This is a genomic window from Streptomyces sp. NPDC002513 (genome assembly GCF_053595355.1).
Genome location: NZ_JBSFXK010000041.1, coordinates 42246 through 61164, shown reverse-complemented (window position 1 = coordinate 61164; position 18919 = coordinate 42246). Strand labels below are relative to the sequence as shown.

Annotated in this window: 4 protein-coding genes and 1 pseudogene; 1 reads left to right on the top strand and 4 read right to left on the bottom strand. The window is 73.1% G+C overall.

Annotated features, from left to right (window positions below; all coding sequences use genetic code 11):
* Positions 1–264: 264 nt before the first annotated feature.
* On the top strand, positions 265–792 hold the full coding sequence (locus ACWD5Q_RS24345) for a DUF1062 domain-containing protein (protein ID WP_451429143.1): 528 nt from the start codon (positions 265–267) through the stop codon (positions 790–792).
* A 202-nt stretch (positions 793–994) separates the two neighbouring features.
* Here the strand turns inward: ACWD5Q_RS24345 and ACWD5Q_RS24340 are convergent, their stop codons facing one another.
* The 4 genes and pseudogenes from ACWD5Q_RS24340 to ACWD5Q_RS24325 form a co-directional block, all read right to left on the bottom strand.
* The gene (locus ACWD5Q_RS24340) at positions 995–1441 is read right to left on the bottom strand and encodes a type II 3-dehydroquinate dehydratase (RefSeq protein ID WP_451429142.1); all 447 of its coding nucleotides are present in this window, start codon (positions 1439–1441) and stop codon (positions 995–997) included.
* Positions 1442–1495: 54 nt separating this feature from the next.
* Complete coding sequence (locus tag ACWD5Q_RS24335; protein ID WP_451429141.1) at positions 1496–2521, bottom strand: 3-dehydroquinate synthase family protein; 1026 nt, start codon at positions 2519–2521, stop codon at positions 1496–1498.
* A gap of 97 nt (positions 2522–2618) precedes the next feature.
* Positions 2619–2903 (bottom strand): annotated as a pseudogene (locus ACWD5Q_RS24330) (metallophosphoesterase); the annotation flags it as partial.
* Positions 2904–2914: 11 nt separating this feature from the next.
* Positions 2915–18910: a type I polyketide synthase gene (locus ACWD5Q_RS24325; RefSeq protein ID WP_451429140.1), complete on the bottom strand. Its 15996-nt coding sequence runs from the start codon at positions 18908–18910 to the stop codon at positions 2915–2917.
* Positions 18911–18919 lie beyond the last annotated feature (9 nt).

Here is an 18919-nt window from a genome sequence, read left to right as displayed (position 1 = left end):
GACAGGACAGGGGCCCGCGAGGCCTCGCTCAGTCCTCGTAGGAGGCGTTGGCGGTGAGGCTCTCGAAAACCAGTGGAGCAGCGCCGCCGTGCGCCACTACCGTGCTGCCGAACCAAGTCGTCTGGTCAAGGACGTGCCGTTGTACACCCTGTGAGACCTCCCAAGCGCTGATGTGTCGCGCGTCGCCCCTGTGCGCCGCGCTCCTTTTTGCTGCGGATTTCTCACTGAAACCGGTGTACTTCTGTGCTCAAAAACTGGGTGGTCATGCCCACCTGCCTGCCGCTCGTCCGCCGCCGTTGCCACGCGTGCGCGTCCGCGCGCTTCCGGGCAAGCGGTAGATTTCGCGTCAACGCGAACCACAAGCTCCTCGACGCCTGGCTCCTCGCGCTCTGTACCGCTTGCGGGGAGACTGCAAAGCTCACGGTCCTGGAGCGGATGAATGTACGCTCCGTACGACCTGAGCTGCTGGACCGTCTGCATGACAACGACCCTGGCCTGACAGCCGAGCTGCTCCAGGATCCCGCCGTGCAGCGCCGTAATCGCATCGCTCTCGACTGGGACAACGCATGGCGCCTCGACGGCGGCGGATCGGATCACCCGGACCGCGAGGTGATCGACGTCTCGGTCCGCTTTGCGGCGCAGATCCCTGTCCGGCCGGTGCGACTGATCGCTGAAGGTTGTGGTCTTTCGCGGGCCGAGGTCGAGGGACTGATCACGGAGGGGAAGCTCGTTGCGGCAGTCCGGCTGAGCGGCAAGCTCTCCGGCGACTTCACGTTCACGCTCAAGCGCTGAGCCCTCCTCGGGACCACGGGCCTGTCCGGCATGATCCGCCGGACAGGCCCTGACCACTCAGAGGGGCGACCGGCACCAGCCGCGCCCGCCCCTCAACTGCCACCGTGGCGCAAATGCGCAGGTCAGCGCCGCGCGCACGACCAGCCATGTCTTGCGGCTCCTGCCGGGGCCTGGGGGCACAACGCAGATGGTTACCGGAGACCTATGCGGCACCTGCTCCCACCACCCGGGAGATCAGCGCACGGGCGCCGAGCCGGTATCCGAAGGAGCCGAGGCCGATGATCACGCCGGCGGCCAGGGGCGCGATCACCGACTCGTGGCGGAACGCCTCCCTGGCCCAGACGTTGGACAGGTGCACCTCGATCCAGGGGCGCGGGTAGCCGGCGAGAGCGTCACGCAGGCTCCAGCCCGCGATCATGAGGGCTCCGGGGTTGACGATCGCGCCCACGGTGTCGTGACTGTCCTGGACCGCGTGGATGAGATCGGCCTCGGAATCGCTCTGGACGGCCCGCACCTCCCATCCCACGGCCGCCACGTCCTCTGCCACCCACTTCTCGATGTCCTGCAGGGTGTCGGTCCCGTATATCTCCGGTTCGCGACGGCCGAGGATGCCCAGGTTGGGGCCGTTCAACAACAACATCGTGGCCATGCTTCACCTCTCACTTGTTCGGATTCACGCGACGGTGGTCAGGCGGTCAGGCGGTCAGGGCTCTCGTGGCATTTCTGCCAGGCAGTCGGCCACGGCCTTCTCCGGGACGGAACTCACCAACTCGGCGCCGCCGGGGCCGTCCAGGACGAAGCCCAGACCCGACATCGCCTTCTTGTCGTTCCGCATCAGATCGACCAGGCGGCTGTCGTCCACGCCCGCCGGCAGCAGCGTCGGCAGGCCGTACCCGGCCACGACCGAGCGGTGCTCCTCGCACCGGGCCGCGTCGATGCGGTCGAGCGCATGGGCGAGCCGGCCGGCGAACACCGTGCCGACGGCCACGGCCTCCCCGTGCCGGAGCCGGAAGTCGGTCGCCACTTCCAGGGCGTGGCCGAGGGTGTGCCCGTAATTGAGGAGATGGCGAAGTCCGGTGTCCCGTTCGTCGACCGCGACGATCTCCGCCTTGCGTGCCAGGCTCGCGGTGATCTGATCGGCGAGGGGCAGGCGGTGGATGCCCTCGACGCCGATGAAGTGGCAGCGGGCGAGCTCGCCGTAGCCGTTGGTCCGTTCCCGGTCCGGGAGGGTCTCCAGATAGTCGGTGTCGCACAGCACGGCCCGTGGCTGCCAGTAGGTGCCGATGAGGTTCTTGCCCTCGGGGAGGTTGACCGCCACCTTGCCGCCGATGGTCGCGTCGACCTGCGCCAGCAGCGTCGTCGGCAGGTGGATCACCGGCACGCCGCGATGGAACAGGGCGGCGGCCAGGCCCACCGTGTCCGTCGTCGTACCGCCGCCGCAGGACACCACCACATCGTTGCGCCGCAGGCCGAAGTCCGCGAAGGCGCGGCACAGTTCGGCCACCGTCGACCAGGTCTTGTGCCGCTCCCCGTCCTTCGCGCGCACCGTCAGATGGGGAATGCCGGGGTCGGGCGTCCACTCCTCGGGGCGCGCCGAGACCACCACCGCCCTGCGGGCTCCGGTCGTGCCGACGAGTTCGGCCAGCGCGTGCCGCACGCCCCTGCCCACGCGCACGGGGTACGCGCGGTCGCCCAGCTCGACATCGATCTGCCGATACGCGTCCGGCACCGGCTGCGACCCGGCATGCGGACGGCTCTTCGGCCTTGTCGGCATCATCCCGTCTCGGAAAATCGTCCCGTCTCGGAAAATGGACATGTCGCTCCGATCACTCCGATTCTCGATCGGACCTTGCAGGGACAGGGGGCAGGATCTGGCGGGCCAGATCGGGGCGGAGCCCGAACCGGCGCCACTCCCGGGGATAGCCGAGCGAGACCTCCTCGAAGGGCACGCCGTCGTAGACCGTGCGGCGCGGGATGTGCAGATGCCCGTAGACCACGGACGCCGCACCGAAGCGGAGGTGCCAGTCGGCGGTGCGCACCGTCCCGCACCACTGCACGAATTCCTGATGGGTCATCGCCTCGGTGGGGCGGCGCACCAGCGGCCAGTGGCGCGCGTCCGCCGTCATGACGTGGCCCCCAGAACTCGTTGCACCAGGCTCTCGACGTCGAGCGTGTCGACGTCGTCGTCCGGCTCCGGCGATGTGTCATCGGCGGAGCCGTCGGCCGTCGCTTCCTCTTCCTTTTCCACTTCCCCGGAGAGGCCGAGCAGCGCCGTCAGGATGCCGGCGTCCCGGAACCGTTCGAACGGAACGGTGGCCAGGATGCGCCGGATCTCCGACTCACGGTCGGCGATCTGGTCGTTCTCCCGCAGCAGTTCCGTACGCAGGTAGTCCGCCAGCGCCTCCGGGTTCGGATAGTCGAAGACCAGCGTGGTGGGCAGTTGCAGACCCGTCGCCGAGATCAGACCGTTGCGCATGGTGACCGCGGCCAGTGAGTCGAAGCCCACCTCCTGGAACGCCTGCGCGGGACCGATGCCGTCGGCACTGCTGTGGCCGAGTACGGCCGCGGCATGGCTGCGTACGAGGCGTAGCAGCAGCCGCTTCTGTTCGGCCTCGGTGGCCGTGCGCAGCGTGGCACCGAGTTCCTGCGTGGCCCCGTCGGCACCGGCCTGCGCCGCCTGACGCAGGGCCCCCGCCTCGGGCAGGTCCGACAGGAACGGGCTCGGGCGCACCGAGGTGAAGGTCGGCAGGAAGGTGCTCCAGTCCATGCCGGCGGCCGTCGTGGACTTCTCCTCGGCCAGCACCGCTTGTTCCAGCACCGTCATGGCCGACGCGGGCGTCATCGGCAACAGGCCAAGGCGCCGCAACTGCACCAGTGCCACCTCGTCCATCCCGACGCCGGCCTCGGTCAACGCGCCCCAGGCGATCGAGATCGCCGGGCAGCCCGCTCCACGCAGCCGGTCCGCCAGCGCGTCGAGGACCGCGTTCGCGGCGCCCGAAAGGCCCTGGCCCGCGCCTCCCCAGATACCGGCGATGGAGGTGTAGATGACGAACGCCTCCAGCGGCGCGTCGGCGAACTGCTCCGCCAGCCAGAGCGCCGTCGCCACCTTGGCGTCGTACACCGTGGCGACCTCCGCGCGGCCGGTCTCGTCCAGCCTGCTGGTCTGCGCGAGGTCGGCCGCGTGCACGATCGCGGTCAGCGGGCGGTCGGGGTCCGCCCTGACCAGCCGCAGGATCGCCTCCCGGTCGTGCTCGGGGCAGGAGTCGAGCACGATGTCGGTGCCCAGCTCGTCGAGCTCCGCGCGCAGGGCTGTCACCTCCTCGGCCCGGCTGGCCTCAGAGACCGTGACGACCAGTCGGTCCGCGCCGGCTTCGGCGAGCCGACGGGCAGTCCGCAGGCCGAGACCTTCCGCTCCCCCGGTCACCAGGACCGTCCCGCGCGTGCGCCACTGCCGCCCGTGGGACAGGTCCGGGGCCGCGGCGCGCCGAAGGCGTCGTACGTAGGTGCCGGACCGCCGGATCGCCAGCTGGTCCTCGCCGGTGCCGCCGGCGAGCGCGGCGAGCAGCCGGCCGACCGCGCGGCTGTCCGTGTCGGCCGGCAGGTCGATCAACCCGCCCCAGCCGTCCGGGCGTTCCAGTGCGGCCGCCCGGCCCAGGCCCCACAGTGCCGCATGGGCGGGCGCGGAAACCCGGTCCCGTATCCCGATGTTCACCGCACCACGGGTCAGGCACCAGAGCGGGCCGGTGTCCCCGGTTGTGGCCAGCGCCTGCAGCAGGTCCAGAGTGGATGTCGTCACGGCGGTCGGATCGGCCGCGTCCCGGTCCCCGTCCAGGGCGAGCAGGGACAGCACGCCGGTGAAGCTCTCGTGCTCGGCCAGGGCGAGCGCGAGCAGGTCGTCGACTTCCGCGGCGGCGGACTGCTGCCGCACCGCCAGCGTGACCACGTCGAGTCCGCGTCCTCGTACGGCCTCGATCAGCTCGTCGGCCGCGCCGTCGGCCGGGACCACGGCCAGCCAGCGGCCGCCGGGCACGCCCGCCAGGTCCTGCTCGACCGGCTTCCAGCCGACGGTGTAGCGCAGCCCCTTCACTTCGGAGCGCTCGTTGGAGCGTCTGCGCCAAGCACCGAGTACCGGCAGCACCGCGGCGAACTCTGGGATGCCGTCGCCGGGCAGATCGAGGATCCTTCCCAGCGCGGTGGTGTCCGCCTGCTCGATCGCGGACCAGAACTCCGAGTCCGGCCCGGCGACTTGCTGCTTCTCCTGCTCGGGTTCGGTCAGCCAGAAGTGCTGCCGCTCGAACGCGTAGGTGGGCAGCTCGGGAGCCGGTCCGGTGTCGGCGGGCAGGGCCGCGGTCCAGTCGACCGGCACGCCGGCGGTGAACAACTGAGCGGCCGAGCCGAGCAGGCAGGACATCCCGCCGTCGCCTCGGCGCAGCGTCCCTGCCACCGGCGGTCGCGTCGGGCCCGCGCCCTGCGTCCGCTGCTCGTCGACGAGGTCTGTGATCGACTGCACCAGGACCGGGTGCGCGCTCACCTCCACGAAAGCGCCGTACCCCTGGTCGAGCAGTTCCGTCACGGCGGGACCGAAACCGACCTGTTCCCGCAGGTTCCGGTACCAGTAACCGCCGTCGAGCACGCCCCGATCGACAACCCAGTCACCGGTCACCGTCGAGTAGAACGGCACCGCCGGAGCATGCGCCGTGATGCCCCGCAGTACTTCGGTGAGTGTGCCTTCGATGTCCTCGACGTGGCGCGTGTGCGAGGCGTAGTCGACGGGCACCTCCCGTACGGTGATGCCTTGCGCGTGGAGCGCCGCCACGGCCTCCCGCAGCGGCTCGCTGTCGCCAGCCACCACCACCGCGGAGCTGCCGTTCACGACAGCCACCTCGAGCCGGTCGGCCCAGGGCGCGATCAGCTCCCGTGCCTCGTGCTCCCCGAGCCGTACGGAGACCATGCCGCCCCGGCCGGACAGCGTCCGCGCGATCTCCTGGCTGCGCAGCGCCACGATCCGGGCGGCATCCGCCAGGGACAGCGCACCGGCGACGCACGCGGCGGCGATCTCTCCCTGGGAGTGTCCAAGGACGGCGTCCGGTCGTACGCCCAGGGACTCCCACACCGCCGCGAGACCCACCATCACGGCGAAGCCGGCCGGCTGGATCACGTCCACGCGCTCCAGCAGGGCGGGATCGCCCGTGCCGCTGAGCACGTCCATCAGCGACCAGTCCACCCACTCGCCCAGCACCTGTGCGCACGCGGCGATGCGCTCGCGGAACACCGCCGAGGCGTCCAGCATTGCGGCGCCCATGCCGGCCCAGTGAGTGCCCTGTCCGGGGAACACCATCACGACCTTGCCGGGACCGCCCGGACGGGCCGCAGTGCCGGTGAACAGCTGCGGCGCGACGTCTCCCTTCGCGAGCGCGGCGAGACCGGCCTGCGCCGCCGCGGCCGAGTCGGCGACCAGGACGGCCCGTTCGGCCAGCAGGGCCCGGCCGGTGGCCAGCCGGGAGGCGACAGCAGGCAGCGTGCCGTCCTCGGTGACGCGGTCCAGCAGCCGGGCCGCCTGCGCGGCGAGCGACCGGCGCGTCCGGGCCGAGAGCACCAACGGCACGGCCGGAGCATCGCCGGTGGGGGCGAACGACGGCGGGGCGTCGTCGGCCGCGGGGGCCTGCCCCGGAGCCAGGTGTGCGTCGGCCACGGGGGGCTGCCACGGAGCCACGTGCGCGTCAGGCCCGGGAGCCTGCCCCGGCATCAGCTGCGTGTCGGGCGCCGGGGCCTGTTCCAAAATCAGGTGCGCGTTCGTGCCGCTGGCGCCGAACGCGGAGACGGCGGCCCGCCGCGGATGTGCGGTCCGGGGCCACTCACGGGCCTCGGTCAGCAGCCGCACCGTGCCGGAGTCCCAGTCCACCTGCGAGGTGGGTGCTTCGACGTGCAGGGTCGCGGGCAGTTCGGCGCGGCGCAGCGCCTCGACCATCTTGACGACACCGGCGACACCGGCCGCGGCCTGCGTGTGCCCGATGTTCGACTTGAGCGACCCGAGCCACAGCGGCTGTCCGGGGTCACGGTCGGTGCCGTAGACCGCGATCAGGCTCTGGGCCTCGATCGGGTCGCCGAGGGACGTTCCGGTTCCGTGCGCCTCCACGGCGTCCACCTCGCCGGGCCGCAGACCGGCCGAGGCCAGCGCCTGCCGGATGACCCGCTGCTGCGCGAGCCCGTTCGGGGCGGTGAGACCGTTCGAGGCGCCGTCCTGGGTGACCGCTGAACCGCGGATCACGGCCAGCACGGGGTGGCCCTTCGCGACCGCCTCCGACAGCCGTTCCAGTACGACCACGCCCACGCCTTCGGACCATCCCGTGCCGTCGGCGGTGTCTGAGAACGCCTTGCACCTGCCGTCGGCGGAGAGCCCGCGCTGGCGGGAGAACTCGACGAACGCCGTCGGGCTGGCCATCACGGTCGCGCCGCCGGCGAGCGCCATCGAGCACTCGCCGCGGCGCAGCGCCTGTGCGGCCAGGTGCATCGCGACCAGCGACGACGAGCAGGCCGTGTCGATCGAGATCGCCGGGCCCTCGAAGCCGAACACGTAGGAGACCCGGCCGGAGGCGACGCTCGGCGAGGTGCCGGTCATGACGTAGCCCTGTGCCTCGTCGGGGACCCGGTTCAGCCTGGTGACGTAGTCGTGGTGGACGATCCCCGTGAAGACGCCGACGTCCTGGCCGCGCAGGGACAGCGGATCGACGCCGACGCGCTCCAGCGCCTCCCACGAGGTCTCCAGGAGGAGTCGCTGCTGCGGATCCATGGCCAGCGCCTCGCGCGGGGAAATACCGAACAGTGCGGCGTCGAACTGCGCGGCGTCGTGCAGGAATCCGCCGGAGCGGGTGTAGCTGGTGCCGGGGTGTGCCGGGTCCGGATGGTAGAGCCGGTCGATGTCCCAGCCGCGGTCGGTCGGGAACCCGGTGATCGCGTCCCGTTCCTCGGCGACCAGCCGCCACAGTCCCTCGGGGCTGTCCACACCGCCGGGCAGCCGGACGCTCGTACCGACGATCGCGATCGGCTCGTCGGACTCGGCGGGCGCGCTGGTGACGGCCTGCGGCGCGCGGACCCCGGAGAGCTCGCGGGACAGGCACTCGGCCAGCGCCTTCGGTGTGGGGTAGTTGAACACGGCGCTGGTCGGCACCTCGATGCCGGTGGCGTCCTGCAGGCGGCTGGCGAGCCGGACTCCGGCCAGCGAGTCGAAGCCCAGGTCCTTGAACGATCGTTCGTCGTCCACCATGTCCGCGTCGTCCTCGCGGTATCCGAGCACCAGCCGCACGCTGTCCAGGACCGCTTCCAGTAGGTCGCGCTCCCCTGCCGGCGGCTCGGCGACCGGAACGGGCACCGGGCGTTCCACGGCGCCGCCCCCGTCGACCCAGTACCGCCGGCGCTGGAAGGGGTAGGTGGGAAACCCGGCGGCGAGCAGCTCGGCGTCGTCGGTGTCCCCGTGCCACAGGACCGACGGCCAGTCCACCTCGATGCCCCGCACATACAGCTCCGCGACGGCGGTGAGCACATCGGCCTGCTCGGCCCCGGACTTGCGCAGGCCGGCCACGCAGCCGTCGGCCGGGATGCCCGGCGTCTGCGCGGCCATCGCGGTGAGCACCCCGCCCGGGCCCACTTCGAGGAAGGTCGTGGCGCCCTGCTCGAGCAACTCATGGACGGCGTCGGCGAATCGCACCGTGCCGCGGATCTGGTCGACCCAGTAGTCGGCGGTGCCCATGTGCCCGTCCGTGTCGACCCGGCCGGTCAACGTCGAGACGAGCGGTACGCGCGCGTGCCGGTACTCCTGCCGCTCGGCCACCGCGCGGAACCCGGCCAGCATCGGTTCCATCCGCGCCGAGTGGAAGGCATGGCTGACCTGCAGTCGGCGGGTCCTGCGGCCGCGGCCGCGGAATTCCGCCTCGGCCGCGAGCACGGCCGCCTCGTCGCCGGACAGCACCACCGAGTCGGGGCTGTTCACCGCCGCCAGGCCGACCGCGCCCGCCGACGCGGCGACGAACTCCATGACCTCGGCCTCGCCGGCCTCGACCGCGAGCATGGCGCCACCGTCCGGCAGGGCCTGCATCAAACCGCCGCGTGCGGCGACCAGTTCGCCCGCCGTGTCCAGGTCGAGGAGGCCTGCGGCGTGGGCGGCGGCGAGCTCCCCGATGGAGTGCCCGGCCATCAGATCGGGCTTGATCCCCCATGACTCCAGCAGCCGGAACAGCGCGGTCTCCAGCGCGAACAGGCCGGCCTGGGTGTACCGGGTCTGGTCGAGCAGCTTCGCTGCCACGGTGTCCGGCTCGGCAAACACCACCTCCGTCAGCGACTGCACGGGCGCGTCCCGCAGGTGCTTCTCCACGGCCCGGCAGGCGTCGGTGAACGCGGCCGCGAACACCGGGTAGAACGCGGCCAGTTCGCGGCCCATGCCGGCCCACTGACTGCCCTGGCCGGTGAAGAGGAAGGCGAGCTTTCCGGTGACCGGACGGCCGGTCACGGCCGGCCCGGCGCCACGCCGTACCGCCTCCAGGTCCTCGATGAGCTGGGAGCGGTCGCGTACGACGAGGACGCCGCGCCGGTCCAGATGCGCGCGGCCGGCGGCCAGGGCCAGTGCGGTGTCGGTGACGGAGAGGTCCTCGCGAGCGCCGAGGAAGTCGGCCAGCCGGCCCGCCTGGTCGCGCAGCGCCTGCGGAGTCCGGGCCGAGAACGGGACCGCGGTCCAGGGCGTGTCCGGACGCGTGACGGGTTCCGGCCCGTCCGAGGCCTGTTCGAGTACGAGGTGGGCGTTGGTGCCGCCGATGCCGAACGAGGACACACCGGCCCGTCGGGGATGTGCGTTCCGCGGCCAGTCCCTGGCCTCGGTCAGCAGCCGTACCGCACCCGCAGACCAGTCCACATGGGTCGAGGGACGGTCGACGTGCAGCGTCCGCGGCAGCCGGCCGTGCCGTATGGCCTGCACCATCTTGATGATGCCGGCGACTCCCGCGGGCGCCTGGGTGTGCCCGATGTTCGACTTGACGGAGCCCAGCCACAACGGCCGGTCCTCGGGCCGGCCCCGGCCGTAGACCTCGAGCAGGGCGTGCGCCTCGATCGGGTCGCCGAGCGTGGTGCCCGTACCGTGCGCCTCGACGACGTCGACCTCTGCCGGACGCACCCCGGCGGCGGTGAGCGCCTTGCGGATCACCTGCTGCTGGGCGGGGCCGTTCGGGGCGGTGAGACCGTTCGACGCACCGTCCTGGTTGACCGCCGAGCCGCTGATCACGGCGAGCACCTGATGCCCGTTGCGCCGGGCTGCGGACAGCGGCTCGACGAGCAGCAGCCCGACGCCCTCGGACCATCCGGTACCGTCCGCCGCGTCGGCGAACGCCTTGCAGCGGCCGTCCGGCGCGAGCCCGCGCTGCCGGGAGAACTCGACGAAGGTCTCCACCGTGCCCATGACCATGACACCGCCGACGAGCGCCATCGTGCACTCGCCGGCCCGCAGCGACTGCGCGGCGAGGTGCACCGCCACCAGCGAGGACGAGCAGGCCGTGTCGACCGTGATGGCCGGCCCCTGCAGACCCAGGTGGTAGGCGATCCGGCCGGTGAGGACGCTGCCGGAGGTTCCGGTGAGGCGGAAGCCCTCCACATCGGCCGCGTCGTGGGTACGGACGAGCCAGTCGTGGCTGTTCACCCCGACGAACACGCCCACGTCCTGGCCCGCCAGCGACCTGGGGTCGATGCCGGCCCGCTCCAGGGTCTCCCAGGAGGTCTCGAGGAGCAGCCGCTGCTGGGGGTCCATCGCCAGGGCCTCGTTCGGGGAGATGCCGAAGAAGTCCGAGTCGAAGCCCGCGGCGTCCTCCAGGAATGCGCCGTGTCGTACGTACGTGGTGCCGGGGTGGTCGGGGTCGGGGTGGAAAACGCCCTCGACGTCCCAGCCCCGGTCGTCGGGGAATGCGGAGACCACGTCGGTCTCGTCGACGAGCACCCGCCACAGGTCTTCGGGGCTGTGCACTCCGCCCGGGAACCGGCAGGCCATCGAGACGATCGCGATCGGCTCGTCGGTGGCGAGGCCCGTGGCGGCGACCGTCTCGGCGGGGGCGTCGGTGGGGGTCTCGCCCAGCAGCTTGTCGCGCAGATGGCCGGCCAGGACCGTCGGCGTGGGGTAGTCGAAGACGACCGACGAGGCCAGCCGGCAACTGGTCGCGGCGGCCAGCCTGTTGCGCAGTTCCAGCGCTGTCAGCGAGTCGAATCCGGCGTCCTTGAACGCGCGATCCGCTCGTACGTCGGTGGCGTCCCGGTGTCCGAGGATCGCCGCGGCGTGCTGCCGGACCAGCGCGAGGAGCGCCTCGGATCGTGCCGCCTGGTCGGGCAGCGCGGCGATGCGCTCGGCAAACGATCCGGACGCCGGCCCGGTGGCCGCGGTCGCGGTCGCGGTCGCGCGCACCGCCGGGACCAGCCCGCGCAGTGGGGCGGGCAGCGCGGTGGCGGCGCCGCGCAGCACGGCGAAGTCGAAGTCCGCCGCCACCAGCGCGGCTTCGGTGCCGTCGGCGAGAGCGGCGTCGAGCAGGGCGAGACCGTGCGCGTCCGACAGCCCGGCCATGCCGAGATCGTGGTTGCGCCGCAGGTCGGCCGAGCCGAGGTGCCCCGTAAGGCCGCTGACCGACTCCCAGTAGCCCCAGGCGAGGGACACGGCGTGCAGGCCGGCTGCGCGGCGCTGAACGGCGAGCGCGTCCAACGCGGCGTTGGCGGCGGCGTAGTTGCCCTGTCCGGGATTGCCCAGCACGCCCGCGGCCGAGGAGAACAGCACGAACGCCACACCCGGCAGGTCGCGGGTGAGTTCGTCGAGGTGCCGTGCGGCGTCCGTCTTCGGCCGCAGGACGGTGTCGACACGGTCGTCGGACAGCTCGGTGATCACGCCGTCGTCGAGCACACCGGCGCAGTGCACCACGGCGGTCAGCGGGTGTTCCCGCGGTATCAGCGCCAGCAGCGCGGCGACCTGGTCGCGGTCGGCCACGTCGGCAGCGGCGAACCGGACGTCCGCGCCGAGCGCGCGCAGTTCGTCGCGCAACGCGCGGGCGCCGTCGGCGTCCTGGCCGCGACGGCCTGCCAGCAGCAGGTGCCGTATGCCGTGCCGTGTCACCAGGTGCCGCGCGGTCAGTGCGCCCAGCGTCCCGGTGCCGCCCGTGATCAGCACGGTGCCCGCCGGGTCGAGGAGGCGTACCGGGTTCTCGACCGGCCAGGCGTCGGCGGCGACGCGGGTCAGCCGCGGCACCTGCACACCGCCGTCGCGCAGTCGCAGTTGCGGCTCGTCGGCCAGGCCGGCCACGAGGTCGGCGGCCCGCGGTCCGGCCCCGCCCGCACCGGCCGCGTCGACCAGGACGATCCGGCCGGGCTGCTCGGACTGGGCCGAGCGCACCAGGCCCCAGACGGCGGCCGAGGCCGGCTCGGCGGTGTCCCCCGTTACGACGACCAGGCGCGCGGAGTCGTGCCGGGTTCCGGCGAGGAACGCCTGCAGGACGGCGAGCGTGGCGTTGACCGCGGTCCGCGGGTCACCCGTGTCGGTGGCCGGCTCGAAGACCATCAGCTCGGCATCCGCGCGCTCGACTTCCTGCGCCGTACGGACCTCCTGGAAGGAGTCCGTGGGCCCGCTGTGCGGCACCGGGCCGGGAAGCCACTCGGTGCGGAAGAGCCCTTCCGGTATGCCGGCGGGTGCGCGCGTGGCGGCGGGCGCCGGGCGTACCTCGATCCGTTCCGCCCGCAGCACCGGCTGTCCGGCCGGATCGGCAAGGACCAGCCTGTGTGCCCGACGGACACCGTCCCGGGTGGACGCCGCCGTCACGTGTACGGCGGACGCACCGGTGGCGAGCAGCCCGACGTCCTGCCAGCGCCGGGGACGGTGTCCGTCGGGCACGGCGGCGCGGACGGCCCGGGCCAGGAGCAGGGGGTGGAGGCCGAAGCGGCGCGCATCCGGGATGTCGCCGTCGTCGACGGCGACGGTGAAAGTGACATCGGCGTCGATGGCGGCGTCGGCCGGGTCCCCGGTGTGCCGCGCCCGCGCCGCGTGCGCCAGCCGTCCGTGTGCGTGCCGCACCCAAGGGGCGTCGGGCGCCGCGACCTCGGCGCGGGAGTGGACGTCGATCGGCCGCAGCCCGTCGGCCAGGGCCTTGCCCACGACGACGCGCACATCGAGTGCGCCCTGCGCGGGCAGCGTCAGCGACTCGTCCACGGTCAGTTCGTCGACGACCGGGGTGCCGGTCTCGTCGCCGGCGCGCACCGCGACCTCGATCAGGACTTCGTCGAGCACCCGGCCCTCGGCCGGGTCGTCCAGCAGTCCGCGCAGGGCCTGCGTGGTCCAGCGCGCGGTCGCGACGATGCCGGAGTCCGGCATGTGCACCACCTGCCCGAGCAGCGGATGGCCGGTCTCCGCGGGCCCCGCCGCCGGGGCGTCGGTGGTGGACGGCAGCCAGTAGTGCTGGCGCTCGAACGGGTAGGGCGGCAGCTCCGCCGGCTCGGCGCCGCCGGCCGGCAGCACCGCGGACCAATCCACCGGCACGCCCCGCACGAACAGTTCGGCCGCGGACGTCAGCAGCCGACGCGGGCCGCCGTCACCGCGTCGCAGGGTCCCCGTCAGCAGGACGTCCGCGCCCGCCGCCTCGGCGATCTGGGCGATCGGCTGGGCCAGCACCGGGTGGGAACCGGACTCGACGAAGACATCGAACCCCTCGTCCACGAGGCCGGCGACGGTCTCGCTGAAGCGCACCTGCTGGCGGAGGTTGCGGTACCAGTAGTCCCCGTCGAGTACGTGCACGTCGGCGAGCCGCTCCGCCGTGACCGTCGAGTGGAACGGCACGGTGGGTGTCCGTACGTCCAGGTCGGACAGCCCCTCCTCCAGCGCCGCGCGGACCGATTCCACCTGCCTGGTGTGGGAGGCGTAGTCGACCGCCACCCGGCGGGTCCGTACCCCCTCGCGTTCCAGTACGGCGAGCGCCTCGTCCAGGGCGTCGCCGGTGCCCGAGACGACCACCGAGGACGGACCGTTGACGGCGGCGACCTCGACCCGCCCCGACCATGCCGCGAGCCGCGCCACGGCCTCGTCAGCCGGCAGCGAGACCGACGCCATGCCGCCGCGGCCGGCCAGCGTGGCGGCGATCGCCCGGCTGCGCACGGCGACCACCCGGACGGCGTCTTCCAGCGACAGCGCGCCCGCGACGTACGCCGCGGCCACCTCTCCCTGCGAGTGGCCCACGACCGCCTGCGGTGACACGCCCAGCGCCTCCCACACCGTGGCCAGGCCGACCATCACCGCGAAGCTGGCCGGCTGCACCACGTCGACGCGCTGGAGCAGTGCGTCGTCGACCTCGCCGCGCAGCACATCGAGCAGCGACCAGTCGACGTGGTCGGCCAGATGCCGGGCGCACTCCTCGATCCGCCGCGCGAACACCGGCCAGGTGTCCAGCAGTTCGCGTCCCATCCCCCGCCACTGCGCGCCCTGGCCGGGGAAGACCAGGACCACGCCCCGCGCCGCGTCCGGGCGCTCGGTGCCGCCGCGGACCACCAGCGGGCCGTCATCGGTCCCCTCGGCCAGGGCGGTGAGCCCGGCCAGCGCTTCCTCGCGGGAGGCGGCGAGCACCACCGCTCGCTCGCGCAGCACGGTGCGCCGCGCGATCAGGGCCGCGGCGATGTCGACCCAGCGGGACTCCTCGGCACCGGCCAGCAGGTCCGCGGTCCTGGCGGCCTGCGCACGCAGCGCCTCGGGGCTCGCGGCCGACACGACGACGGGGACGACGGTCGGTGCGGCACCCCGCTCCCCCGCTGCGTCCCGGAGGTCCTCGGGTGCCTGTTCCAGGATGACGTGCGCGTTGGTCCCGCTCAGGCCAAAGCTCGACACGCCGGCTCGACGCGGGCGACCGTGGTCCGGCCAGGGCCGGTTCGCCGTCAGGAGTTCGACCGCGCCGACGGACCAGTCGACCCGGTCGGTCGGTTCGTCCGCGTGCAGGGTCCGCGGCAGCGTGCCGTGTCGCAGGGCCTGCACCATCTTGATGACTCCGGCCACGCCGGACGCCGCCTGGGTGTGGCCGAGGTTCGACTTCAACGATCCCAGCCACAGCGGCTGTTCGGGCCGTCGGCCGGCACCGTAGGTCGCCAGTAGCGCCTCGATCTCGATCGGGTCGCCCAGTACGGTCCCCGTGCCGTGGCCCTCGACGACGTCGACGTCCGCGGCCGTGAGTCCGGCCGCGGCCAGCGCCCGGCCGATGACGCGCTGCTGTGCCTGACCGCTGGGCGCGGTCAGCCCGTTGGAGGCGCCGTCCTGGTTGGTGGCGGAGCCGCGGAGCACGGCCAGCACCCGCTGTCCGGCCCGCCGGGCGTCGCTGAGCCGGGTCAGGACCAGCACAGCGGCGCCTTCCGCCCAGCTGGTCCCGTCCGCCGATGCCCCGTACGACTTGCACCGGCCGTCGGCCGCGAGCGCCTGCTGCCGGGAGAACTCGACGAACGACCGGGGCGTTGCCATGACGGTGGCACCACCGGCGAGTGCGACCGTGCACTCGCCGCCCCGCAGCGCCTGTCCGGCCAGGTGCATCGCCACCAGCGACGAGGAGCACGCGGTGTCCACGGTGACCGCCGGTCCCTGGAACCCGAACGAGTAGGAGACCCGTCCCGAGGCCACGCTGGACGCGGTGCCGGTGGTGGTGAATCCCGCGAGTTCCGGGGACGGCTGCCCGGAGCCGCCGTAGCCCTGGTCCATCAGGCCGAAGTAGACGCCGACGTCGCTGCCGCGCAGTGCGGCCACGTCGAGCCCGGCGTGCTCCATCGCCTCCCAGGAGGTCTCCAGCAGTTGACGCTGCTGCGGATCCATTGCCGTGGCCTCGCGCGGGGAGATCCCGAAGAAGCCCGCGTCGAAGTCGCCCGCGCCGTCGAGGAAGCCGCCGCGGTCCAGGTAGGACGTGCCGGGCCGGCCGGGATCGGCGTCGAAGAGCACGTCGAGGTTCCAGCCGCGGTCCTCGGGGAAGGGCGAGAGCACCTCGCGTCCGTCGAGGACCAGCCGCCACAGGTCGTCGGGACCGGCGGTACCGCCGGGGAGGCGGCAGGCCATTCCGATGATCGCGATCGGCTCCTCCGGGTCGGCACCGTCGTGAGGCACCGCCTCGGCCACGGTCCGGGCGCCGCGGGTCAGTTCGGCGTGCAGATGGGCCGCGAGCGCCCGCGGCGTCGGGTGGTCGAAGCTGATCGACACCGGCAGGCGCAGTCCGGTACCCAGGACAAGCCGGTTGCGCAGCTCCACCACGGCGGACGAGGTGAAGCCGAGGTCGCGGAAGGCGCGGTCGGCGGGAAGGGGCTCCGACTCGGGGAGCCCGGCGACGGCGACGGCCTGCGCACAGACCAGGTGCCGCAGGCGCGCCAGCTGGGCGTGCTCGGTCAGCCGGCCGAGCTCCTCGCGTAGCGCCGCCGCGACGGCCTCGTCGGGGCGGGCCTGCGGGACGCGCTCGGCGAACAGGTTCCGCAGCAGCGGCGGCACCGGCGCGCCGGGCTCAGGACGGGCCGGGCGCAGGGCCACGAGCGGCGAGACATCCGGGGCGGCGAGGAGCGCGTCAAGGGCTGACAGGCCGTCCCGGCCGGAGCCGTGATCCCAGGTCAGCAGGGCGGTCGGCAAACCGTTGCGGCGCCGCTCGGCAACCGCCGAGGCGAGCTCCGCGCCCAGGATCGCCGCTTCGGTGTCGGCCGGCGGATCCGCGATCACCAGCAGCGCCGCCGACCGCTCCGCGTCGAGCGCGGTGCCGACCTGCGCGACCACGTCGGGAGCACCCTGCGTGACGATCACGGCGGCCGGCGGCGTCGCGGCGAGCGCACCGCGCAGCGTACGGGGGCGGAGCGCGTCCGCGGTGGACAGCGCGACCACGTCCGTCACGGGGTGTACGGCCCTGAGGTGGTCGGCCACCGCGACGCCGCGCTCGGTGTCGGCGCCGATGACGAGGACGGCGCCGTCGGCCGTCGCCGCCGGGGTGTCGGCCAGCGGTCGGCGGGCCAGGCGGGGCACGACGAAGCCGCCTGCCCGCAGCGCCGCCTGGGGTTCGGCGGCCGTGAGAGCCGTCCGCAGCGCCTCGCCGTCCAGCTCCGTGCCGGCAGCCAGGTCGAGGACGCCGACCCGGTCGGGACTGGCGTCCTGCAGCGCCACGGCCACGGCCCTGACCAGGGACTGCGCAAGATCGGCCGGTTCGTCGCCGCTGCCGGTCGACACACCGCGCCGGGTGACGACCAGCAGCCGGGCAGCGGCCGTGTCCGCGCGGGCGAGCCAGTCGGTCAGCCCGTCGGCGAGCCGTCGCGCGCGGTTCCGGCGGGAGTCGTCCGTACCGGACGCCTGGTCGTCGAGCGGCAGCAGGATCACCGCCTCCGTCTCCCCCACCGCGGCAAGGTCCTCGTATGCGCGGACCACGCCCGCGTCGCCCGGCCACATGGCGGCCAGGACGGCCGCGTCGGGGCCGACGAGCGCCCAGCTCCGCGGCCCCGGTCCGACCGCCCGGACCAGCTCGGCGGGAACCCATACGGTTTCCAGCACCGCCTGGTGGTGGCCGTCGGCCGCGTAGCGCTGCAGCGCCGGCAGCCCGCCGAGCAGCCGACGCTGGACCTTCCCTGAGGCGGTACGGGGAATCTCGGCGACCTGGTGCACCGTCTCGGGAACCTTCGCGGCGGAGAGCACCGTACGGCAGTGGCGGATCAGAGCGGGTACGTCCAGCCCCGGGGTGCGGTCCTCGACCACGTAGGCCGCCGGCACTTCGCCCAGCAGGTCGTCGGGGGCGCCGACGACGGCGACGTCACGGACGCCGGCGGAGGCGCGGATCGCCGCCTCGATCTCCTCGGGGTGGAAGTTCTCCCCGCCGCGGATGATGAGCTCGCTGATCCGTCCGCACACCGTGAAGTAGCCGGCCTCGTCGCGCCGCGCCAGGTCGCCGGTGCGGTACCAGCCGTCGCGCAGCACCGAGGCGGTCAGTTCGGGCAGGTTGTGGTAGCCGACCATGACGTTCGGACCGCTGACCCACACCTCGCCCTCGTCCCCGGCCGGCACGTCCGCCCCGGTGTCCGGGTCGACGATCCGCACCCGCACGCCGGGAGCGGGCAGCCCGCACGACCCGTCGACGCGGGTCCCGTCCGGAGGGTTCATGGTGATCGCCCCGCAGGTCTCCGTACTGCCGTACGCGTCGACCAGGGGCACCCCGAAGGTGTCCCGGAACGTCCGGCACAGCTCGGGTCCTGCCACCGCGCCGCCGACCAGGCCGACCCTGAGGTCAGGCAGCCGGACCTGCTGGTCGCGCGCCGCGCCGATCAGGTTCTGGTAGATGGTGGGCACGCCCGCCACAAACGTCGCACGGGTCTCCCGCAGCGCCGTCAGGACGTCGTCGGCCGAACCGCCGTCGAGGAGGCGTGCGGTCGCACCCACGGTCGTGACCGCGAGCACACAGGCGATATGGGACAGACTGTGGAACAGCGGCAACGGCCACACCACGCGGTCCGCCGCCGTCAGACCCGGTATCGGTACGTAGCACATGGCCACGGAGTAGAGGCAGTTGTACTGGGTGGACAGGACGCCCTTGGGCTTTCCTGTCGTGCCGGAGGTGTAGAAGATCCACGCCACCTCGTGCAGACCCAGATCGTCCCTGGCGGGCAACTCCGGCTCGGTGCTGGCGAGTTCCTCGAAGTCCAGGTGCTGCACCGCACCGATGGACTCCGGCACGGGTCCGGTCACCAGCACGACGACGCCCGTGGACAGGGCGGGGAGATCGGCCAGTTGGGCCGCGCCCGCCGGGTCGGTGATCACCACGGAGGCACCGCTGTCGGCGAGCAGGTAGTCCAGCTCGGCGCGGGTGGACGCGGGATTGACCGGCACGCCCACGCATGCCGCGCGCGCGACGGCGAGGTAACTCTCCACCGTGGCCACGCTGTTGCGTAGATGGATCGCCACCCGCGCGCCGCGCGCCACCCCCAGAGCGGCCAGGTGCCCCGCGATACGGCGGGTACGCAGTTCGAGCTCGCCGTAGCCGACGGCCCGTCGGTCGTCCTCGAACGCGATCCTGTCGGCGTCGCCGGCAGCGTGTTCCCGCAGGGAGTCCGCAAGAGCCTTGATCAGATCACTGTCCACGCCGCCGAA

Bases quoted from the DNA above. Each gene is read 5' to 3' on its own strand.
- ACWD5Q_RS24345 (WP_451429143.1), top strand. From the start codon at position 265: ATGCCCACCTGCCTGCCGCTCGTCCGCCGCCGTTGCCACGCGTGCGCG.
- ACWD5Q_RS24340 (WP_451429142.1), bottom strand. From the start codon at position 1,441: ATGGCCACGATGTTGTTGTTGAACGGCCCCAACCTGGGCATCCTCGGC.